We start from the raw sequence: 20,509 nt of genomic DNA, 5'->3' as shown, positions 1-20,509 counted from the left end.
CGGCAACAAAAGGCGATCGCACTCTCAAAATTTAGAGCTGTATTACCTTTAAAGGTGTGACAATAAACAGCCAAATTTGTGATAGTAAACAGCCAAATTTGTGAAGTAAATCACATTAAAAGATTGCGAATTATGGTATGGGTTGCAGGTGCGTTTTAGGGAAGACCGAGCAACTGCAAACTTAATGTTTTCTAAAGATTGAAAATCACCACTTCTTCCACAGGTTCAGCTAACTCAAACTTAAACACCCGCGAATAGAAATAGAATTCGCCGTCAAGAGTTCTTTTGATATTTTCAGCGCGCCGAAAACCGTGCTGTTCGCCTTCATAAGCAACATAAGCAACCGGCAAACCTTTAGCTTTCAATATCTCTACCATCATTTCCGCTTGATTAGGCGGAACCACTTTATCTTCTAATCCTTGAAAAAAGATAACCGGACAAGATAAACGTTCGGCGGAATGAATCGGCGAACGAGCTACATACAAATCTTTTCTTTCAGGATAAGGCCCGATTAATCCATCCAGATAGCGCGCTTCAAACTTGTGAGTATCCGTTGCCAAAGCTTCCAAATCGCTAACTCCATAATAGCTCGCACCGGCCTTAAACACATCGCGGAAAGTCAGAGCGCACAGAGTAGTGTACCCCCCTGCACTGCCTCCGGCGATCGCCATTCTTTCGCCATCAACTAAACCTTTTTGAGCTAAATATTTAGCACCATTAGCGCAGTCGTCAACATCGACAATTCCCCAACTATCTTGCAGTCTTTTTCTGTATTCTCGGCCGTAACCGGTGCTGCCGCCGTAATTAACATCGAGCACGGCAAAACCGCGACTCGTCCAATATTGAATTTTCAAATTCATGCTGCTAGAAGTAGCAGCAGTTGGGCCGCCGTGACTTTTGACGACAAGCGGCGGTTTTTCACCGGCAGGTGCTGCGAAATCTTGATTTTTCGGAGGATAGAAGAAACCGAAAGCAGTCAAATTGTTTTCCGTGGGGAATTCAATCGGTTCCGGTACAGAAAGATAACCCGGATTGACGCTTAAATTGCTTGATTTACGCAAGATTTCTAGTTGGCTTGTTGCTAAATGCAGTTGTACAATAGCAGTAGATTCAGTCGGCGAACTTGCCAGAAAAACAACTGTTTCTCCCCGCGCTTTGACCGACGAAATATCAGTGTAAGGCGTTTCAATTGTTGTCAACTGCTTTGTCCTTAAATCAAGACTCGCTAAATACCACAGGCCTTGCTGAGTGTAGGTGCAAATAATTTTGCTTTCCGAGACAACGGCATAAGTAGACATTCCAAAAACCCACTGAGGAAGTCCGAATTCAGCCGCCATTTCGCACAGAGGTTCAACCTCTTGCTGTTCCCTCGGCAAGCGGGGATTGACGGTTCTATAGAAATTCCACCAGTTCGACTTGTCAGAAACAAAATACAAAACTCCATCGGGCGACCATTCCGGTTGAAAAATAGACTCCTCAATCCCGCCAGCAACTAAGTATTGTTTACCTAAAGAACCGTCAGCATTAATTTCTGCTACCCACAATTCTGTGCCATCCCACGGCATATTGGGATGGTTCCAACAAATCCAGGAAAGTAGAGAACCGTCGGGACTCAAACGAGGGGAAGCATAAAAATCATTGCCTTGAGTTAAGATTTGAATATCTGCGCCGTTATCTAAATTAATGCTAACAATAGTATTGACAGGTTCGCCCTCACCTGCATGGTCTTCGCGCACGCAAATCAGGCGATTTCTTTGCTTGTCAACTATCGCATCTGCATAGCGAGAATTAGCAGTAGGTGTCAGAGGTTCTGGTTGAGAATTTAATGTTTGAGTATAAATACGTTGGTCGGCAAAATGAGAAAAATAGACAACACTGCCAGCAACTACAAAAGCAGCGCCGCCGTATTCGTTAACGCGAGTGCGAACATTAAAAGGAGGCGGTGTCACGTCGTTGATTGTACCGTCAGGAGTGCGCCGCACGAGGACGCTTCGCCCCGCTTCCGAAGGTCTTCCCTCAACCCAATAAATATCATCGCCGTCAATAGTAATTTGTCCGAGTCCGATAGTTCCAGAAACAATTAAATCGGAAGAAATAGGTGATTTCCAAGAGCCGTAAGGTGATACTGTATTCATATAGTTGAGGCAGTTGTGATTCTCGAACAAAAAAATTAATATTTGTAGTTTACAGTAATTCAGTCACCGGGAAGCAAAATGTCCAAAAAATTCGTACTAATGGATCACGACGGTGCAGTTGACGACTATCTCTCCGTCGTGTTGCTGATGACAATGGAGGAAGTCGAAACTCTGGGAGTAATTGTAACTCCTGCGGACTGCTACATTCAACCGGCGGTGAGTGCAACGCGCAAAATCCTTGATTTGATGGGGCGTTCAGAAGTTCCGGTGGCGGCGAGTACGGTGCGGGGACTCAACCCATTTCCGGTGTTATTTAGGCGAGATTCCTTTGCAGTCGATCGACTTCCCATTCTAAATGAAAAAGGAACCATTGACACGCCGTTAATATCAGAACCCGGACAAAACTTTATGGTGCGAGTTTTGCAAGATGCAGCCGCACCAGTCACATTAATGGTAACGGGGCCGTTAACAACAGTAGCGCAAGCTTTAGATATCGCGCCAGAAATTGAAAGCAAAATTCAAGAAATTGTCTGGATGGGAGGCGCCCTCAATGTTATCGGCAATGTTAGCAAAGATATGGAACCCGGACAAGATATGTCGGCGGAATGGAATGCTTACTGGGACCCGATAGCAATCGATAGAATTTGGCAAACCCAAATTCCCGTTGTCATGTGTCCTTTAGATATTACTAATAATGTACCGCTGACTGTAGAATTTTCCAATCTCTTAGCAAAACAGCGCAAATATCCAATTTCCGACTTAGCAGGACAGTGTTATGCCCTAGCAATATCTCAAGATTACTATTTTTGGGACATTTTGGCAACCGCTTATTTAGCGCATCCCGAATTTTACCAACTGCGAGAATGGCAAACCGAAATTATTACCGAAGGCATCAGCCAAGGACGAACAAAAGTTAAAAATGGAGGGCGAAAAATTCAAGCAATGGATAAAGTAGACACCGCAAAATTTTACAATTACATATTACAACAGTGGGCGCGGTAAAAATCACAATATCGGCTAAGCTGTCGCGCATTTAAATTGTATCTTCAGGGCGGGCGGGACGCCCACCCCACAAAACTTTATTTTTTTTTGACAGACAATTTCAATGCCGCAACAGCTTACGACTGGTAGGCAAAATCTCCGTACACAACCCGCCCTGACACGAAGATTTACCTCCTCTTCTCTTCCCTCTCTTCCTCTGCGCCCTCTGCGCCCTCTGCGGTAAAAAAAAACTCATCTCAAAAAATGCTGCCAATTATATCAATCATCCCCTTAGCCCAAACCCCTCCCGCACCTCAAGAAATCCTCCAAATCCAAGAAGTGCGACCTCTCCCCGGACAGTTAGACAACATACCAGTATTTAACAGCAACAGTCCCGAATTAGTGCTGCAAGAAGGAATTTTACTTTCGACATTTCCCCCGGATGGTAAAAGATTTCCGGCAGCACATTTAAACTTTGCGTTTCAAGGACGTTTCGACATTTTTGCCCACCACATCGCCAAAGCACCTTCGCCGGAAGATTTGCGAACATTGTATCAAGGAGTAATTGTTTATAATCCGGGCAATAAACCTGTAACATTAGATATATTGCAAGCGGCGAGTTATCTCAGTCAACCCGATGCGCCTTTTATTGAATTGCCGCCGCAAGTCGATAATTTAAACAGTAATGTTTACGCGGGGCCGGGAAGTCGCGCTGTGAATGATATTCTCAGAGGAAGGAGACAGTCTGACTTTGAGCCGCAGTTAATTATTCCACCGGGAAAAAGCCAAGTGTTGATGAATCATCCGATACCGGTGCGGGGATTGGTACCGCCGCTTAACGGTCGATCGACCTTGATGCGGTTACGCAGCGATGGTATAGTCTATGTTGCCAGTCTGGCGATGTTTGCCCGACTTGACGCACAGGGAAACGAGCGATCGCCCAACTTAGCAGAATGGCAAAACTTATTAGACAATGGTAATATAGCCGGGCCGCGCGATCGAACTCCCACACCGCCCGAAATCACCGAAGGTCAAATAATTTACGGCCGAGTTGCCGGTGTAGCATTAGGTTCAGAATGGCGAGCACTTCTCTCCGACAACCCCGCCACATCAAACCTCGCAATTCCCCAACCCGGAACAGCATTTTCCTACCCATTAAGCAGCCTCCCGCGCGGAATGCTGGGCACAAATCAAGTGCAAAGTGCGAGGATGCTAGTTCGCTACCCAGATACAGCATACCGCGCCCACGGCAATTACGGAATTCAATACAGTCTCAGCTTGCCGCTGTACAATTCTACCAGCAACAATCAAACTGTAACTGTCGCGATTCAAACTCCAATTAAGACAGATAAATTAACTTCAGGAGGACTGAGTTTTTTAGAACCTCCGGCACCTCAAACTTTTTTTAGGGGGACGGTCAGAGTGCGCTATAATGATGACAATAAAGTGCCTCAAACTCGCTACGTGCATTTAGTGCAGCGGCGAGGACAGCAGGGGGAACCTTTGGTAAAATTAGAGATGAAATCGGGAGAAAAGCGGCTTGTAGAAGTGGATTTTATTTATCCGCCCGATGCGTCGCCGCCGCAAGTTTTGACAGTGAAAACCAATTAAATTTGAGCGGCAGGTACTGCTAGGCAGACGCCTACACATACAATAGGTAATTAAGCAGATTGGAGACGAGTTTGGCGTTGCGCGGACTTGGTTTGTGTCTAGTCGGTATCGACAAAAAAAAGATGAACTTATCAAAAAAATTCTGGATAGTTGCTTGTTTTGTGTACGTTTTAATTCTTCTCAGTATTATGCTTTTAGCAGGTACGGGGAAATTAGTCAACTTTCCTCTCGCTCATCCGCCTTATGACAAACTCGGCCACTTTATTTTGTACGGAATAGCCTCTTTTTTGTGCCATAGAGCAACTGGAAAAAAAAAGATGAATTTGTTTAATTATTCAATTCCTTTCGGGCCCGCAATTTTTACTATGTTCACTGCTGCGGAAGAAATGCTGCAAGCGATTTTACCAAATCGTACTGCTAGTATTGAAGATTTTTTATATAGTTTTTGCGGGATTGCAGTTTTTTATTGGATTGGAGAAGTTTGGGATAGAAAAAAAGGGCATTGATGATATAGAAGGAAGTTCGGCAACGGATTCTGTAACGGATGTAACGGATGTAACGGATTTCAGGAAGAAGGAAGTTCGGCAACGGATTTTGTAACGGATGTAACGGATGTAACGGATAGAAGGAAGAAGGAAGTTCGGCAACGGATTTTGTAACGGATGTAACGGATGTAACGGATGTAACGGATAGAAGGAAGAAGGAAGAAGGAAGAAGGAAGTTTGTAGGGTGCAATGAGCATCGGTTGAGGAGTGTCAGCAACTTTTGTCAATGGTGACTCTGCCCCCACGGGTAAAGAGATATGAGTAGCATAAACGGGAGCAACTGTCAATACGCTGGCTGCTGCTGTCGCAGTTAAAAATTGATTTTTTTTTGAAATTGTTTAAGATTAGCAATTAACCGGGATTTCCCATCTCGACAATGTGTTTGAGAGCGTTTAATCACTCTCTTCCAAAAAGGTTTGTACTCGACCGCTTGGTCGCAAAACAACTCTAATTTTCGGGTTTTTCCCATTAGAAACTGCAGAAACAAACGGCTCGCCGGCTAATGGCATATTAATTCGCTCGATATAATCTGCTGCTGCTTTTCCCATCGGCACAATACTTTGAATTGACCCATTTTCATCGATCAGCACGCTGTATTCCAAAGTTTGTTCCATTCCTTCTGGAGGCTTCCAGCGTGCCTCAAAGTAAGTTCTAGCTTCGGAAACTTGAGGAATGGTATCAAATAAAGTGTGGTTTTTTTTGCTCGTCGCGGCCTGGTTGTTGTCCTCAGACTCGGCGGTTGGTTGAGCGTCCTCAAGGGCTGGGAGTTCGGTACTGGCGGGGGGGACAATCGGCTCGATGGGGCGGGGGAAGGGTTGCGGCGGGGGAACGGGAAATCGGGAAGCAGACAGGGAGGGGGGCAGGGGGGGCGGTACGGCGGGAGCTAGTCTGGGCGGTAGGGGGGGCAGCACGTAGGGCACTGGTGCGGGTGCTTGGGGGCGGCCCTGGGGCGGTTCTTCGGGGGCGGGAATAGTGATTGTTTGCCCTTGAGAGAATGCTGGGGGGCTCTGTTGGGCGCTGGGTGCGCTGCCGTTAGCGGGAAATAGCAGGGGTGGCTGCTGGATGGGGCTGGGTTTGTTGGTGGGGGGAGTTGGGGCGAGGGCTATGGGGGGCAAGCTGGGGCTGGGGGAGGCGGCGGTGTTGATGGGCGGGGGCGGCAGGGGCGGTAAACCGGGTGTGGCTGCGGGTGTTGGTGCTGGGGGTGTCGGTAGGGCGGGAACAGGACTGGGGGAAACGCCGGCAGCTAACTGGGGGTTTCCTGGAGCGGTGCTCAATTGTGGATTGACGGGGGCTGTGGCGGGGGCTGTGGCGGTTTGCGGGGAGGTGGCGGTTCGATCGAGCATTTTGATAGTTCCTGTCGTCAGGCCCGCCATCGCGACCAGCAATGCTGCCACCTTGAGCCAGGGTGAGGACAGCGGTTGTCGGGACTCGCGGTTGAGGTTGGGAAGCGCCATCACTTCGGCGGCGCAGTCATCTAGCGCTGTGGCCAAGTCAAACAGTTGCAGGGTGCTCAATGGAACTACTGGCCCGGATTCTGCGGCGCTCAAAGAGCCTAAAAACAAGTTGTGGGCGAGCAAGCCGCGGGGCTCTAAGCGGGGGGGAACCGGAAGGTAGGAAGTTGGGAGGGAGTAGGGGTTGGAAGTTGCTAGTTCGGAAGTGTTGACGGCTCGATCGAATATAACGGCATTACGCGCGACTTCTGGCGAGTCTGAACCCGCAGGGATACGGCCGGTTTGAGAGTTGAGGTTGCTTTCCCAATCGCGGGATTCGCCGAGCAAGTTTTGGACGTAGTTGCTGACAGCTTCGTGGAGGGTTTCGAGTTGAATTCGATCGCCCCTGAGGGTAACGTGTTGGGTATCTGGCAGCCTGGGGTCGTCGAGTCGCAGCTCAAAACTTAAAGATTTAAACACCGGTTGGCCCGCCCAGCGAGATAGAGGCGAACTTTTGGCTGTAATTTCCAGCGTGCAAGTGGGGGGCGTGTACCGTTTGAGAACCATAGCGAAGAAGGAAGAAGGAAGAGGGAAGAAGGAAGAAGGAAGAGGGAATAACTATGTTTTATCTGATATTTTGCAGCATTCTTAACAAGCTTTTTTTTGCAACAGGCAAGATGCCTGTTCCACAACAAATAAATTTTCTGGTGGAACAGGCATCTTGCCTGTTCCCGATGTTTGTGATTCTCGTTCCCATTATGCTTAGTTTAATTCTTAGCACGGTCTAGAAGAGCCAGCCAGAGGCGGCGGTGGCCGCCGGGACTGCTGTAAAACAGCAAATCGATCAGGAGTTTGAGGGCCAAATCAGTTAGTTCTCGGCCCGATAAATTTTCTGCATCTTCCATGCGCGAGCCATAAGTGTTGCTGAACCTGTCTATATAATCTCCCAGCAAAGCGATTGTGTGAGGTTCGCGGTTTTGCTCGGCCATTTGTTCGAGCAAAGCAACAGCGCGGCGGATTAAAGCTTGGTGCTGTTTTGCCAAATGACAGCTTATCAAAACGAGCGATCGAGCTTCCTCCACATCTAGTTTTTTGCGCCCTCCGTGGCCTTTCCGCAGCGGGTTAGATTGGCGCAGCCGCCACAAAGCTACCCGATCGGCTACCATTGGCTCTAAATTCAGTTCGGCTGCTACCTTGAGCATCGCCTCTGAGCCAATTTCTGCCAGTGCTTCTAGGGCTAACAGCACTAAATCCAGTTGGGCTTTAATGTTGTCCAACTGGGTAGGTTCTGGTGCTTTTTGGGTCAATTCTTCCCAGTTGGGAGATTGGCCCGTTTCGTTTGTGGGAGCGGAGGACTTTACGGTCGAGCGCATGGCTTCAGCACGGGAAATTTAAGACAGGTTGAGGCAGGATATCAAACAGTATGCACTGATTAAAGCTTTGCGGCCTGTGGGCAACAGCACATCTGTTAATTTGTCTCCATAGCTCGTTGCTTTGATTCCGGCAATCCTAACTGCTGGACGGAGTTGCGGGTTAAAAGTTGCGGCTTCAAGTTCGATCGATCGCGATCGGCAAAACCCAGAGATTTTCACCCCTAACCATGCTACGCCACACAGTGACCGAAATCAAATCAGTGCTTTGAAACTATCGGGGCTTATATCGATCCTAGGGAGAGCGAATGCTACTTATAGTCTGTCGCTACTTATAGTCTGTCAGATTATAGTGGTCATTGCTTCATCGGGCGCCATCTATGGATATTACCGAGCAATTTGGTAAAAAAGTTAGACATTTCAGAAAGCTCAGAAATCTTTCCCAAGATCAGCTTGCAGAACTATCTGAATTACATCGCACCTATATTGGTTCAGTTGAACGAGGTGAAAGGAATATAACGCTGCTTAATGCCAGCAAAATAGCCAAGGCATTATCCGTTAGTCTAGCTGAGCTGGTAACTGCTGATGACTGAAAGAAGACTAGAGCAAATTTTAGCAAGATACCAAAACTCATTTACCGAAAAAATTTATGCAGAAGAGAATGAAGAACACGATATTTTAATGGATGTGTTTGGTATCTCTCCCCTAATAAAAAAAGAAAATAGGCAATATTGGGGACGTGAGTTAGGTATGTGTTGGCAATTGTTAGTTACTGAAACGTGTAAAACATATTGCAGTAGCTTTCAGCCAGCATTTAAAGTTGGAAGCGATGAGCCGTGCGATCTGATTGTTGATGGGTACGCAATAGATACAAAATATCGTATTGGCTCAGGAGACTCTGGAACCCTGAAAAAGTTCAAATCTTATGGCCCACTACTTCGTACTTATAATTACGAACCCATATTTTTGATTCTTAGAAAAGATAATTTACCCGCAGCTATTACAGCGTGCAAAGTAGGGACTTGGAAAGTTTACACAGGCGACGATTCGTTTGAGTTCATAAAAACAATAAGCGGGTTTGATTTAAAGTCATTTCTTATTGAAAAAGTGGGAGAATTCCCTGTATACCGCTGAAACTAAGCTGTGTTGCATCTAGATTGCCTATGGTATTAGAGAGGGAGAGGGGGAGAAGAGGAGAGGGGGAGAGGATTTGACGATTTTTGATGGGGACTCGAAATATACAATTTAAATGCACAACAGCTTATCAAGGCGCTTGTTGATAATCTCTATATAGTCAGGTACAATTTCAATGCCCACATACTTAATGCCAAATTCTTGCGCCGCCAGCAATGTGGTTCCTGATCCTGCGAAAGGATCGATTAGAATAGAATTTTCCAAACGCGGTACAAATATTTCGACCAGCTTTCTCATGAGAGCTATTGGTTTAACTGTGCAATGCACGTTAAACTCCTCGGTTTTCTCACGCTGTATACCTTCTAAAATATTTGACTGAAAACCACCGAACTGATCTTTAGTATAAAATAGACCAGTACCGTACTCCTGTAGAGTTTCCAAGTAATTATTGACCAGTGGTTTTTGAAGTACGCAGATTGCTTCCCATTCGTTCCTCAAACAACTGTGCCAACCATCCCATTGTTCAGAATTTTCATATCCTTTCTTCTCCAACTGTTGTTTGATATTGACACCTTTAGGGATACCACTTGATCTTTTATAAACAAGAATATCTCTCGCATAGAAACCAGCACTTTCAAGTGCTACTTGTACGTGAGCAACAGTCCGTGTGCTGTTGAAAACTAAAACTGTCGCACCCGGTTTGCAGATCCGAAAAAGCTGCTCACCCCACTCAAAGCACCACTTTTCATAATCCAGAGTGTTGTTACGATTCCTTTGATACCATTTTTCGTTTCTGACTCCACCTGCTAAACCACTGCCATAGGGAATGTTTTTAACAAGGGTTTTATTTCCCTTGCCATTGACTCTTTCAATCCGCCTTTGAATTTCTGAGTCATCCCATTTATGACCAATAAATTCATAATTATAAGGTGGGTCAGTGATACACGCAGAAATATAATTTTCTGGCAATGTCTTCATCACTTCACGACAGTCGCCAACCAAAACTTCATTTGAGGGAGTTTTTTTCATGAGGCAGGCAGTTAATAAAGTGGGAAATCAACTCTTAATTATGCCACATTTGCAGTAGAGTATCCATTCCGGTTGCATCAGTATGATATGTTCGTTGCGACTTGTTTTGCTGCAGACAACTATATAATTACGAGTCAACCGGAAATGCGTAAATCCTGCTTATTTCAAATAAACCACCGTCACACCTGCACCTCCTTCTTTTTGACTGGCGAGTTCAAAGCGGGAAACCTGCGGGTGATTCGCGAGGAACTCGTGAACCCCGCGCCGCAACTGTCCCGTACCTTTGCCGTGAATTATCCACAGAACTCCGTATTCCACGGCTTTGGAAAGAGCTCTGTCTATTTCGATTTCCGCGTCTGAGACTCTCGCACCCCGTAGGTCGATCGAATTATTAGCAGTGCGAATGGCAATTTCGGGATTAGGTTTTGCAGGTTCCGACGCTGCTTGCTTAGCTTTAGCCGTAGCGAGTGCTTGTGCTTGGGCTGCTACCTTGGCTAATTGAGCTTTAGTTTCGGGTTTTTGACCGTCGAGGGATTCAATTTCTCCTAGTTTGACAGTCATTTTCATAATCCCAAACCGGACGCTCAACTCTTCGTTAGCGTCGGGGCCGCTGAGGACTTCGGCGGTTTGGCCCAAGCTGGGAATGCGGATGCGATCGCCCACTTTCGGCATAAAACTCGGTTTGGGTTTAGCCGGTTGCTGTCGAGAGGGCAGGTGTTTTTGGGAAATTTGATTTAAGGTTTCTGTCGCTTGTTGGGCATTTTGAGCCGTCTGGTTGCCCGACTGCAAGCGACGAATGATTTGAGCAATTTCTGATTTTGCCGACCCGATCGCCTCATTTACTGCCACTTCCTGAGCTATTTTCAGTTCTCGCTCCCGCTCTTGCAAAGCGGCTGCTTTTTGAGAAACTTCTCTGTGCAGTTTTTCGGTTTGGTGTAGCAGTTGAGTTGCTTCTCTAGCTTTGGTTTCCTGTTTCCGGCGCTGTGCTTCGAGTCCGGCAATCACTTGATTGACATCTTGAGATGCTCCCCCCACATAGGTTTGAGCTTCATCGACTATGGATGGTAACAAACCGAGTCTTTTGGCAATGGTGAGGGCGTTGGAACGTCCGGGAATTCCCCACAGCAAGCGATAGGTTGGCTGCATGGAATTGTCGTCAAATTCTACTGAGGCATTTTCAAAGCGGGAGTCTTGATATTTGAGGGCTTTGAGTTCGCCAAAGTGGGTAGTTGCAACTGTTAATAGGGAATGTTGGGCGAGGTATTTCAACAGGGCGATCGCCAATGCACTGCCTTCTGAGGGGTCTGTCCCCGCTCCTACTTCGTCTAACAAAACTAAAGATTTGGGGATTGGTAATTGGGAATTGGTAATTGGGATTTGGGGTTGGGGAATTTGTAATTTAGGTTTGAGAATTGGGAGAGCAGAAACAGTGTTCTGTGTGTCTGTGACTTCCTGGTCTTGCTGTTGGGAATTAGTAATTGGAAGGTTTGAATTTTCTTCCCCTTCAGCCTGCGATTTATTGCCTAAAACTTCTAAAATGCGGCTGATGCGACGGATATGGCCGGAGAAAGTAGACAAACTTTGCTGCAAAGATTGTTCGTCACCAATATCGGCCAAAATATTGTCGAACCAAGGCAATTCTACGGGTTCGCGGGCGGCAACAAACATTCCTGCTTTCGCCATTAAAGCTGCCAATCCCAAGGTTTTGAGGGTGACAGTTTTGCCGCCCGTGTTGGGGCCTGTGATGGCGACGACGCGGATGTGAGGCCCGATCGTTAAATCGACCGGGACGACTGGAAAGCCTTGCTCGTGCTGTTGCTGCCAAACTAATAAAGGATGGCGCAACTGGCGCAGGGTAATTTGCGATCGCAGGTTGCGAATTAATAATTGACTGTTTTCTGAGTTTTCCTCATCTTCTTTTTCCTCATCTTCTTTTTCGGGATTTTTTGGTGCTAATTCTGGCTCTCCCAATTCGATAAATTTCGGCGGATTGGCTTGCAACCAAAAACTATAACGCGATTTAGCGGCCGCTAAATCTAAAGTTGTAACTACCACCACCAATCTGTCTAAATCCGGTTTTACTGCTGCGACTTGCTCGGTGAGGGCGCGGCGGACTGCTTCTTCTTCGGCTTGTTCTTGCCTGAGAAACTGCCGCATTTGGTTGTTAAGATTAACTGTGCTGTGGGGCTCTACGTACAGTGTCGCGCCGCTAGCTGAGGAGTCATGAACGATGCCCGGTATGGCATCTTTTTGGGGAGCTTTGACGGGAATGACAAAGCGTCCGCTTCTTTGGGTAATTAGCTGTTCTTGTACGGCGTTGGATTGGCGCTGCAAAATCCCCTGCAATATTTGATAAATGCGATCGCGCAACTGTCGCATTTGAACTCTAATTCCTGCTAATTTAGGAGTGGCTCTGTCTGCTACTTGAGCGCGATCGTCTATACAGCGATGGATTTCTTGCTCTAGTTCGGGATAAGTCCGCAATTGGGCTGCCAGTTCTTTGAGCGCCGGCACATCTGGCTGAGAGTCAATTATCCGGCGCAATTGCCTTGCTCCGGCGAGGGTAGTAGCAATTGCCAGCAATTCTTCGCCGCTGAGCAAACCTTGGAGTTCGGCTCGCTGCAGAGAAGTGCCGATGTCTTGGATTCCTTCAAAACTCAAAGCACCGCCAGCGCGGCTCTCTAACTGATAAGCTTCCTGAGTTTGGGCTAGGAGTTCTGCTGTTTGAGCTTGAGTGGGCGGGATTTCGAGGTCGAGGGCGGCGGCGACGCCGAGTTTGGTGGCCGCGAAGGTAGCCAAGTGCTGACACAGGCGCGGCCATTCTAATAGTTCTAGTGTTTCGGCTTGAATCAAAGTTGAGGTGGTGTTGGTAATTGGCATTCCCAGGCGCTGACCGAGAAGGTGAATTTAACGATACTATTAATTGATTTTAAAGTTTTTTATTGTTTCCTGGGGCAATTTGAGAAAGTATCTGCGATCGCCCTCAGCAGTCTTTCGACCGCAAGCTCTGATGTAACATTAATTACGAAGGAGAAAATTTGCATTTTTGCATTACCCGTCTAAAATTATACCTTCTCGTGATACCAGTCCCCAAAAAATATGCAACTTTAGGCAAGCTCCCACCTATTATACAGTAAGTCATTCCCAATTTTTTACTCTAAAATATAAAATCTAAAATGGTATGGGCTATTTTTGGTTTTGAGGGAGCGTGTATGGGCTGTTTTTTGATGTAATTGAACTATTTTGGAATTTTAAATCTGTCAGCGCAATTCTGGCGGTTGTATCCTAAAAAGTAATTTGTGGAGATGATAGAAGTATGGCAAAGATTCTGGCGATCATCGCGGATACTGTGACTTTTCAAGTTGTCCAAGAGTTACTCAGCCAACAGGGACATCAGGTGAGAGTCGTTCCCGACGATAAGGAGAGTTTAGAATTGGCGAGGGAATTGTCCCCCGATGCGATAATTTGCGACGGGACTTCGCCTCAAATTAATTTTTTGGAGGTGTGCCGGCTGCTGAAAGTCGATCAAGAATTGGCGGCAGCCTATTTTATTCTGCTGACAACACCGGAGCAATTTGATGAAGTTCAAGAATTGGATGCGCCCTTTGACGATTTTCTGTTTAAACCGATAGTTAAGCAGGAATTATTGGCGCGGGTGCGCGCGTCTAAGCGATCGCACGAGTTGAGGGCGCAGTTGGAGTTAACCCAGCAAGAATTGGATCTGTCGCGCGATCGAATGCTGCAAAATGAAAAAATGTCTAGTTTGGGCGAACTGGTGTCTGGGATAGCCCACGAAATCAACAACCCAATTACTTTTATTTACAGCAATCTAACTCACGTCCAAAGCTACGCAACCGATTTAATTGAACTGCTGCGATTGTATCAAAAAGAGCTAGTCAATCCCGGATCGGAAATTCTGCAAAAGCAGCAAGATATGGATGTGGAATTCGTACTCGACGATTTATTAAAAATTGTGAGTTCCATGCGTACCGGCAGCGATCGCATCCGCCAAATAATTTTGTCGCTACAGGATTTTTCCCGCAGCGATCGATCGGGCTGGCAGTTATTTGATGTTTCCGACGGTTTAGAAAATACTCTGTTGTTGTTGCAGCACCGCTTGCCGGCTCGCGAGGGAAGGCGAGACATCAAGGTGATGAAACAATTCGGCAATTTGCCACAGATTGAGTGTTATGCAGGTCTACTCAATCAAGCTTTTATGAATATCATCAATCACGCGATCGATGCTTTGGAAGATTCGGCTCAAGAGTTAGAAGAGTTGGAATCAATCAAATTTAAACCTGTGATTTTGATTACCACTCAAGTGGTCGATGCTCAGCGAATTTCTATTGAGATTGCTGATAACGACATGGCAATTAGCAAAGATATCACAGCCCAAATTTCTGAGCAATTTTTGGGAGCAAAACCTGCAGAACCACGCATATCATCGGGACTTGCTCTCAGCTATCGGATAATTGTAGAGCAGCACAAAGGAGAGTTCAAGTGTTTTTCCGAACCGGGTAAAGGCACTAAAATTCAGATAGAGATTCCGCTGCGTCACAGCTAATTAATACTATTTACCCTTGGTGGGGGCGGGTTTTTGAAATGGTTGGTTTTAGCCGGAAATTCTTGTGAATCCGCCCCTACAATGACTGCACTTTTTTCAGGTAAAATTTTGTAGAGGGAATGGCAGAAGTTATCGAAAAGAGACTTGAGTTGATATTCCAGAGATTTGAAGGAGAGAGGAAGAGAATAGAAATATGAATAATTCCATCGAGAGGGGCAACCACGGGGGGTTGCCCCTACAAAACACGGTTATGTAGATGTTGTGTGTCTAGGAGTGAAATAACTAAAGGGAGACTTGCGCGCCTTGAGTATCGAGGGCGATCGCCCTTACCTCAGCCTTTACCCCAAATTCCATCCAAGCAGCCGCCATCGCTTTCTCAACCGCATCAGCATTAGTAACATCCGTTAAAGCCAAAAGCGTCGGCCCCGCACCGCTAATTACCATCCCACAAGCCCCTGTATTCAGGGCTGCTTCTTGCACCGCTTCATATCCCCGAATCAGAGATTGCCGGTAAGGTTGGTGAATTTTGTCTTGGAGGGCGCAGCGCAGCCAGTTTTCATTGCCAGTTTCCAAAGCCCGCACTAGCAAACCGAGGTGTGCAGCATTAAAAATCGCGTCAGCCTTGCTGTAATCTGCTGGCAAAACTTTGCGCGCTTCGGCTGTAGACAGTTCAAAATCTGGGATGGCTACCACGGGCACAATATTTGGATGCCAGGGAATATCGCAAATCTCCCATGAACCCCCCCCCTGCCCCCCCTTGCTAAGGGGGGGTGATTGTGTTAGCCCCCCCTTAACAAGGGGGGGTGATGGTAGAATTTCCGCATCTAAGGGTGATTGTTCTCTTAGCCCCGCTTCACGGAGAGGGAATTCTTCTCTTAGCCCCCCCTTACTAAGGGGAAGTTGTTCTCTTAGCCCCCCCTTACTAAGGGGGGGTTGGGGGGGTGCATTGCTAGCAGCGAGGCGACATCCTCCCACTAAAGCGGGGACAACGTTGTCGGGATGTCCTTCAAGTTCGATCGCCAATTGCATCACTTCCACCTGAGTCAAAGGCGCACCGGCTAATTCATTTGCACCGACTAACCCACCGATAATAGCTGTGGCGGAACTTCCTAAACCTCTAGCCAGCGGCACTTGCATATCTATATGTATGGCTACGGGCGGTGGTGATTGGTTTAGGTGTTCGTATAACTTGACAAAGGCTAGATAAGCGAGATTGCTGTCATCTGTCTTGACTTTGGCGGCTTCTTGGCCTGTAACTGTAATTTTTAGTTTCTCGGTTGCTGAGGGTTCGAGTCGGGAGAATTGGAAGCGGTTATAGAGGCTTAAAGCGGCGCCGATGCAGTCGAATCCTGGGCCCAGGTTGGCGGTTGTGGCGGGTACGGTAACGGTGACGGTGGAAGTTTCGGGCATTTTTTGAAGGGTGGATTGGGAATGTTTAACCGCCGATGAATGCGGATGAACGCAGATCGAAGGATATTATACTATGTTTTCAAAAGCACTCTATTCTTGCAGCATTTGAATATGCTTGATAGCATCTTGATAATCGTTAGTATTGCCATCTTTTTGATATAGTTCGGCTGCTTTATGATAATCCGATATCGCCCCGTCTTTGTCTTCTAAGAACTCGCGGACTCTGGCGCGGTTGTAGTAGGCGTCGCCGTAGTTGGGGTTAATTTCAATTGCGCGATCGAAATCTGCTTTAGCTGCTGGATAATCTTTGAGATTGCGGCCGCGGATGATGCCGCGTTTGTTGTAGGCTTTGGCGTAGTTGGGGTTGAGGCGGATGGCTTCGGTGTAATCGGCGATCGCCCCTTGAATGTCTCCCGCCTCTGACTTTGCTAAAGCACTATTGAATAAATCTTCAGCAGGATTTTGAACAATCGTTTTTTGAGCTGTTAATCTTGCTGAAGATTCAGCAGAGACAGCAGGGGATATATTACCAAAGATAGTAAAAATTACTAGAGTAGCAATTAAATTGTAAAATGATGTTTTCATAATTTAGGCAAAAATTTGAGCGACAGAACAACTAAAACCGGGCAACAAAGGCGAAGTTAGTTCATCATTGCTCAACAGCGTAGCAATGAGCCTTAAACTTGCTTGTTCCCTGCGATAAACTTCTATTTGCTGCAATTGCCAATTCACAAGCCAGTATTCCTGCACTCCTCGCACCGAATAGAGTCTGAGTTTCAAGTCTCTATCCCGTCTTTCATTGTCTGCACCGGGGGACAATACTTCAACAACTAACTCAGGTGCGGCGGTTAAATGGCCGGCTTCGTCTAGCAAGATAGCCAAGCGTTCATTGCTGGCCCAAACTACATCAGGAATAACGTTATCAGCATCCGTGAAAATAAGACCAGGATTGATTGCAGCTCGTCCTAAACCTGCAGACATCGACCAAGTATCAAGCACAGAGAAAAATCTGCCACAAGTCTGTTGATGACCCCAATGCGGTGATCTAGTCACAAATAACTCTCCATCAATAATTTCGTAACGATCGCCGTTATCGGGCAAGAGTTCTAAATCGGCGGTCGTCCAGCGTAATTTATCAGATATTGTCTGGCTCATACAAGCACTCTTGATAGGTGATACAAACATTTTAGACGATCGAGTTTCTATATCATCCACGCCTTGAAACAATCGGGCTACACAGAGTCTCGCTTTCTGCTGGGGAGACTCAGAATGCGGAAACCCGCGCGCAGGCGGGTTTCGTTTGTCTAGACGCGATTTCGCATCGCCGAATTGTCCGATCGCCAAATTTAAGATTGAAAATAGCGCTATTACTTCAAAATAGTTTTAGAAGCAATCCGAGTTTTCTTGCGATCGGCTTCACTCAATTGTTCACCAGACTGCAAACGAGTAGCAGAGGTTTGCAGCACAGTTGCGGCACTTTTATCGCCCATTTGCAAAGCAGTTTTAGCGGCAGTTTGCAGCATCGTTGCCGCGCCGGCGCGATCGCCCTGTTGCAATCGGGTTTCTGCCAGTTGAGTTTGGCGGTACTTAGCCAAAGCTAAAATATGCTGCTGCACCATCGGGTTAAGTGCCGGCTGATAAACTTTTAGGACATTAGCGGAAACTGCAACGGGATCGGAAAGTAAACTTGAACCGACACTCGGATCGTCGTAGCGAATTTGCAATTGCCCGATCGCCTGTGTACCTTCGGGCAACTGTCCAATATAAATATTAGCCAAAACTACTCGCTCTATATCCTTCATTAAATCTCCCAGGCGCACCATAAAACGATCGCCCTCTTGCTGTACAGGTAATTCGATCGTATCCGGGGCAACTTGGGCGATCGGTTTGAGTTCGGCTAACCGCACTTTTGGCATTAGGGAAAATAGCAAATAAGCATTAGTCAAACCTACACCTTGGATGCGAGTAAATAGTTTACCAAACTCGTCAACCGCATCTTCGGGACGCTGAATGTGTGCCAGAGCACCGCCGCCCGCGTCAGCAATTTTTTCCAAAATATCCTGGTTCCAGTTATCGCCAAATCCCAGAGAATTTAAAGTCATGTTGTAGTCGGCTGCCAATTTAGCCAACTTCAAACAGCGGCTGTCGTCGCCATGTTCGTTTTCGCCGTCAGTCAGCAGAAACGCCTGAGATATAGCTTCTTTTTTGCCTTTGCCCAACTCTTCAATACCTAACTTAATGCCCTCATCAATTGCTGTGCCACCGGCCGAGCGCAATTGCTCAATTTGCCGCTTAATACTGCTGGGGTCTCCCACAATTTGATTGGGGACGAGGACTTTGGCTTTATGATCGAAAGCCACCGCGCAAAAGCGATCCCCGGGCTTCAACCTGTCTAGCAACCGTCCGGCGGCTTGTTTGACGGTTTCCAAGGGGCGTCCGCCCATCGAACCGCTGTGGTCGAGAATCAGGCACAGGTTTAAGGGTACGCTGGAGTCGATCGAGCTTGCCGTCGCAGACACTGAAATTGCTAGCTGGCGCTGGGTCGAGGGCGCGGCAGCATCAAGGTTCGGGTCGTTTAAAACCGGGAGCAAACTAACTTTCATGCGGGATACCTAAAGATTGCGTTAGTATTTCTTTAAGAATAGCTCCATCAGTTCAGGCAACATTTCGGTTATATGAACACACCAATTAAAGCTGTGCAATCGCCATACTACGGGGAAGGGAACTCTCGGACGCCACCTCCCGATTTGCCATCCCTGTTGCTGAAGGAGCGGATCGTTTATCTGGGGATGCCTCTGGTGCCTGCGGTAACAGAACTGATTATCGCTGAACTGTTGTTCTTGCAGTACGAAGACCCGGATAAGCCGATCAAAATCTACATCAACTCGACCGGCACTTCTGGTTACAGTGGCGAACCCGTCGGCTTTGAAACAGAAGCCTTCGCTATCTGCGATACGATTAGGTACATTAAACCGCCCGTGCACACTATTTGCCTCGGTTCGGCAATGGGGATGTCTGCGATGCTTTTAGCGGCTGGTACAAAAGGCTTTCGGGCGAGTTTGCCGCACGCTTCGATTGTGTTGCACCAACCCAAGGCTTACACGCGGGGTCAAGCAAGCGACATTCAAATTCGGGCTAAGGAAGTGCTGGCAAATAAAGCGACGATGCTTGAGATTTTTGCAAGCTGTACTGGCCAACCGATCGAAAAGATTACTAAAGATATGGATCGGTTGCTGTACCTGACGCCCCATGAAGCTAAAGAATACGGTTTGATCGATCGCGTTCTTGAAAGTTCGGAAGAATTGCCGAAACCGCTGCCGGCTGGAGTCATCTAACTGGGAATGGGGAATTGGAAATGGGGCATGGGCATTGGGAATGGGGCATGGGGCATGGGGCATGAGTAATAATTAAGGGTTAATGGCTAGTAGTTTCTACCCTAATTAGTTATTCAATAATCTTTTGATGACTAACAATGCCCTGTTTGGCCGATGCCCCATTCCCAATGCCCAATGCCCCATGCCCTATTTGCCCCATGCCCCATGCCCCATTTCCCAATTCCCGATGCCCAATTCCTAATTACCAATTACCAACTAAACGGAGTTCCGAATTATGCCTATAGGTGTGCCAAAAGTTCCCTACAAAATGCCGGGTGGTTATGATACTCAGTGGATTAATATCTACGATCGCCTCTATCGGGAACGAATTATTTTCTTGGGCAGGGACGTTGACGATGAAATTGCCAATCAAATCATCGCCGTGATGCTCTACCTTGATTCGGAAGATTCAGGTAAGGATATTATTTTGTACATCAATTCCCCAGGCGGAATGGTGTCGGCAGGCATGGCTATTTTTGATACCATGCAGCACATTAAATCGGACGTGGTGACGATTTGTGTGGGCTTGGCTGCTTCGATGGGTTCTTTCCTGTTAGCTGCCGGTGCGAAGGGGAAACGGTTAGCTTTGCCTCACTCGCGAATCATGATTCACCAGCCTTCTGGGGGCACGCGGGGACAAGCAACGGATATTCAGATTGAGGCGAAAGAGATTCTGCGGCTGCGCCACGAACTCAATAATATCTATGCTAAGAATACTGGCAAGCCGATCGAGAAAATCGAGAAGGACATGGATCGCGACTATTTCATGTCCGCTGAGGAAGCCAAGGAATACGGCTTGATTGACAGAGTGATCGAAGATCGTCCGTAAGTTATTTTGGCGCTACCGTAGTGCGGGCAACCCTCGCACTACAACCTAGTTCGCAGTAAATTTTGGCAGAATCTTTACATTTAAGGATTCTGCCATA

Annotated in this window: 19 protein-coding genes; 9 read left to right on the top strand and 10 right to left on the bottom strand. The window is 47.0% G+C overall.

Going from position 1 to position 20,509, the window contains the following annotated elements; all coding sequences use genetic code 11:
• Nucleotides 1-191 precede the first annotated feature (191 nt).
• Nucleotides 192-2,135, bottom strand: coding sequence for a S9 family peptidase (locus QUB08_RS09000; protein WP_333224410.1), 1,944 nt, complete (start codon nt 2,133-2,135; stop codon nt 192-194).
• A gap of 78 nt (nt 2,136-2,213) precedes the next feature.
• On the opposite strand from QUB08_RS09000, the gene QUB08_RS08995 reads away from it, so the two are divergent.
• The 3 genes from QUB08_RS08995 (at nt 2,214) to QUB08_RS08985 (ending at nt 5,233) form a co-directional block, all read left to right on the top strand.
• A complete protein-coding gene (locus QUB08_RS08995) occupies nt 2,214-3,137 on the top strand; it encodes a nucleoside hydrolase (RefSeq protein WP_333224409.1) in 924 nt (307 codons plus the stop codon).
• Between the two features lie 243 nt (nt 3,138-3,380).
• On the top strand, nt 3,381-4,727 hold the full coding sequence (locus QUB08_RS08990) for a DUF3370 domain-containing protein (protein ID WP_333224407.1): 1,347 nt from the start codon (nt 3,381-3,383) through the stop codon (nt 4,725-4,727).
• 122 nt (nt 4,728-4,849) lie between these two features.
• A complete protein-coding gene (locus QUB08_RS08985; protein WP_333224406.1) occupies nt 4,850-5,233 on the top strand; it encodes a VanZ family protein in 384 nt (127 codons plus the stop codon).
• Between the two features lie 431 nt (nt 5,234-5,664).
• On the opposite strand, the gene QUB08_RS08980 is transcribed toward QUB08_RS08985, so the two are convergent.
• Nucleotides 5,665-7,269, bottom strand: a complete 1,605-nt coding sequence (locus tag QUB08_RS08980; protein WP_333224405.1) for a DUF4335 domain-containing protein — start codon at nt 7,267-7,269, stop codon at nt 5,665-5,667.
• Between QUB08_RS08980 and QUB08_RS08975 the strand changes: the two genes are divergently transcribed.
• Nucleotides 7,217-7,354: a hypothetical protein gene (locus QUB08_RS08975; RefSeq protein ID WP_333224445.1), complete on the top strand. Its 138-nt coding sequence runs from the start codon at nt 7,217-7,219 to the stop codon at nt 7,352-7,354. The genes QUB08_RS08980 and QUB08_RS08975 overlap by 53 nt on opposite strands.
• A gap of 115 nt (nt 7,355-7,469) precedes the next feature.
• On the opposite strand, the gene QUB08_RS08970 is transcribed toward QUB08_RS08975, so the two are convergent.
• Together QUB08_RS08970 and QUB08_RS08965 are read right to left on the bottom strand one after the other, a co-directional pair.
• Nucleotides 7,470-8,075, bottom strand: a complete 606-nt coding sequence (locus QUB08_RS08970; protein WP_333224404.1) for a DUF3038 domain-containing protein — start codon at nt 8,073-8,075, stop codon at nt 7,470-7,472.
• 18 nt (nt 8,076-8,093) lie between these two features.
• The gene (locus QUB08_RS08965; protein WP_333224403.1) at nt 8,094-8,294 is read right to left on the bottom strand and encodes a hypothetical protein; all 201 of its coding nucleotides are present in this window, start codon (nt 8,292-8,294) and stop codon (nt 8,094-8,096) included.
• 158 nt (nt 8,295-8,452) lie between these two features.
• Between QUB08_RS08965 and QUB08_RS08960 the strand changes: the two genes are divergently transcribed.
• Nucleotides 8,453-8,665 carry a helix-turn-helix transcriptional regulator gene (locus tag QUB08_RS08960; RefSeq protein ID WP_333044298.1) on the top strand — a complete coding sequence of 71 codons (213 nt, stop codon included), beginning with the start codon at nt 8,453-8,455 and terminating at the stop codon, nt 8,663-8,665.
• A complete protein-coding gene (locus QUB08_RS08955) occupies nt 8,658-9,206 on the top strand; it encodes a hypothetical protein (protein ID WP_333224402.1) in 549 nt (182 codons plus the stop codon). Before QUB08_RS08960 ends, QUB08_RS08955 begins: the two co-directional genes overlap by 8 nt.
• A gap of 111 nt (nt 9,207-9,317) precedes the next feature.
• Here QUB08_RS08955 and QUB08_RS08950 read toward each other — a convergent pair whose 3' ends face one another.
• Together QUB08_RS08950 and QUB08_RS08945 are read right to left on the bottom strand one after the other, a co-directional pair.
• The gene (locus tag QUB08_RS08950; protein ID WP_333224400.1) at nt 9,318-10,235 is read right to left on the bottom strand and encodes a site-specific DNA-methyltransferase; all 918 of its coding nucleotides are present in this window, start codon (nt 10,233-10,235) and stop codon (nt 9,318-9,320) included.
• Between the two features lie 159 nt (nt 10,236-10,394).
• Nucleotides 10,395-13,088: an endonuclease MutS2 gene (locus tag QUB08_RS08945; protein WP_333224443.1), complete on the bottom strand. Its 2,694-nt coding sequence runs from the start codon at nt 13,086-13,088 to the stop codon at nt 10,395-10,397.
• 463 nt (nt 13,089-13,551) lie between these two features.
• Here QUB08_RS08945 and QUB08_RS08940 point away from each other — a divergent pair, with 463 nt between their 5' ends.
• On the top strand, nt 13,552-14,799 hold the full coding sequence (locus QUB08_RS08940; RefSeq protein WP_333224399.1) for a response regulator: 1,248 nt from the start codon (nt 13,552-13,554) through the stop codon (nt 14,797-14,799).
• Nucleotides 14,800-15,081: 282 nt separating this feature from the next.
• Here the strand turns inward: QUB08_RS08940 and thrB are convergent, their stop codons facing one another.
• The 4 genes from thrB to QUB08_RS08920 all read right to left on the bottom strand — a co-directional run bounded on the left by thrB (nt 15,082) and on the right by QUB08_RS08920 (nt 18,812).
• Nucleotides 15,082-16,209, bottom strand: a complete 1,128-nt coding sequence (thrB, locus tag QUB08_RS08935; protein WP_333224397.1) for a homoserine kinase — start codon at nt 16,207-16,209, stop codon at nt 15,082-15,084.
• Between the two features lie 90 nt (nt 16,210-16,299).
• Nucleotides 16,300-16,794, bottom strand: coding sequence for a tetratricopeptide repeat protein (locus QUB08_RS08930; RefSeq protein WP_333224396.1), 495 nt, complete (start codon nt 16,792-16,794; stop codon nt 16,300-16,302).
• Nucleotides 16,795-16,797: 3 nt separating this feature from the next.
• Nucleotides 16,798-17,364: a Uma2 family endonuclease gene (locus QUB08_RS08925; protein ID WP_333224394.1), complete on the bottom strand. Its 567-nt coding sequence runs from the start codon at nt 17,362-17,364 to the stop codon at nt 16,798-16,800.
• Nucleotides 17,365-17,576: 212 nt separating this feature from the next.
• Entirely contained in the window at nt 17,577-18,812 is a 1,236-nt protein-coding gene (locus QUB08_RS08920; protein WP_333224393.1) for a VWA domain-containing protein, read from the bottom strand.
• A gap of 72 nt (nt 18,813-18,884) precedes the next feature.
• On the opposite strand from QUB08_RS08920, the gene QUB08_RS08915 reads away from it, so the two are divergent.
• Nucleotides 18,885-19,544: an ATP-dependent Clp protease proteolytic subunit gene (locus QUB08_RS08915; protein ID WP_190741967.1), complete on the top strand. Its 660-nt coding sequence runs from the start codon at nt 18,885-18,887 to the stop codon at nt 19,542-19,544.
• 274 nt (nt 19,545-19,818) lie between these two features.
• Complete coding sequence (locus tag QUB08_RS08910) at nt 19,819-20,412, top strand: ATP-dependent Clp protease proteolytic subunit (RefSeq protein ID WP_190657906.1); 594 nt, start codon at nt 19,819-19,821, stop codon at nt 20,410-20,412.
• Nucleotides 20,413-20,509: the final 97 nt, after the last annotated feature.

It is taken from the genome of Microcoleus sp. BR0-C5 (genome assembly GCF_036705045.1).
In the GTDB taxonomy this organism is placed as follows: Bacteria; Cyanobacteriota; Cyanobacteriia; order Cyanobacteriales; family Microcoleaceae; genus Microcoleus.
The sequence above is the reverse complement of the archived record's forward strand: the minus strand, read 5'-3'. Positions and strand labels throughout refer to the sequence as shown.

Coding starts and splice junctions, on each gene's coding strand:
- QUB08_RS09000 (WP_333224410.1), bottom strand. CDS start 2,135: ATGAATACAGTATCACCTTACGGCTCTTGGAAATCACCTATTTCTTCC.
- QUB08_RS08995 (WP_333224409.1), top strand. CDS start 2,214: ATGTCCAAAAAATTCGTACTAATGGATCACGACGGTGCAGTTGACGAC.
- QUB08_RS08990 (WP_333224407.1), top strand. CDS start 3,381: ATGCTGCCAATTATATCAATCATCCCCTTAGCCCAAACCCCTCCCGCA.
- QUB08_RS08985 (WP_333224406.1), top strand. CDS start 4,850: ATGAACTTATCAAAAAAATTCTGGATAGTTGCTTGTTTTGTGTACGTT.
- QUB08_RS08980 (WP_333224405.1), bottom strand. CDS start 7,269: ATGGTTCTCAAACGGTACACGCCCCCCACTTGCACGCTGGAAATTACA.
- QUB08_RS08970 (WP_333224404.1), bottom strand. CDS start 8,075: ATGCGCTCGACCGTAAAGTCCTCCGCTCCCACAAACGAAACGGGCCAA.
- QUB08_RS08960 (WP_333044298.1), top strand. CDS start 8,453: ATGGATATTACCGAGCAATTTGGTAAAAAAGTTAGACATTTCAGAAAG.
- QUB08_RS08955 (WP_333224402.1), top strand. CDS start 8,658: ATGACTGAAAGAAGACTAGAGCAAATTTTAGCAAGATACCAAAACTCA.
- QUB08_RS08950 (WP_333224400.1), bottom strand. CDS start 10,235: ATGAAAAAAACTCCCTCAAATGAAGTTTTGGTTGGCGACTGTCGTGAA.
- QUB08_RS08940 (WP_333224399.1), top strand. CDS start 13,552: ATGGCAAAGATTCTGGCGATCATCGCGGATACTGTGACTTTTCAAGTT.
- thrB (WP_333224397.1), bottom strand. CDS start 16,209: ATGCCCGAAACTTCCACCGTCACCGTTACCGTACCCGCCACAACCGCC.
- QUB08_RS08930 (WP_333224396.1), bottom strand. CDS start 16,794: ATGAAAACATCATTTTACAATTTAATTGCTACTCTAGTAATTTTTACT.
- QUB08_RS08925 (WP_333224394.1), bottom strand. CDS start 17,364: ATGAGCCAGACAATATCTGATAAATTACGCTGGACGACCGCCGATTTA.
- QUB08_RS08920 (WP_333224393.1), bottom strand. CDS start 18,812: ATGAAAGTTAGTTTGCTCCCGGTTTTAAACGACCCGAACCTTGATGCT.
- QUB08_RS08915 (WP_190741967.1), top strand. CDS start 18,885: ATGAACACACCAATTAAAGCTGTGCAATCGCCATACTACGGGGAAGGG.
- QUB08_RS08910 (WP_190657906.1), top strand. CDS start 19,819: ATGCCTATAGGTGTGCCAAAAGTTCCCTACAAAATGCCGGGTGGTTAT.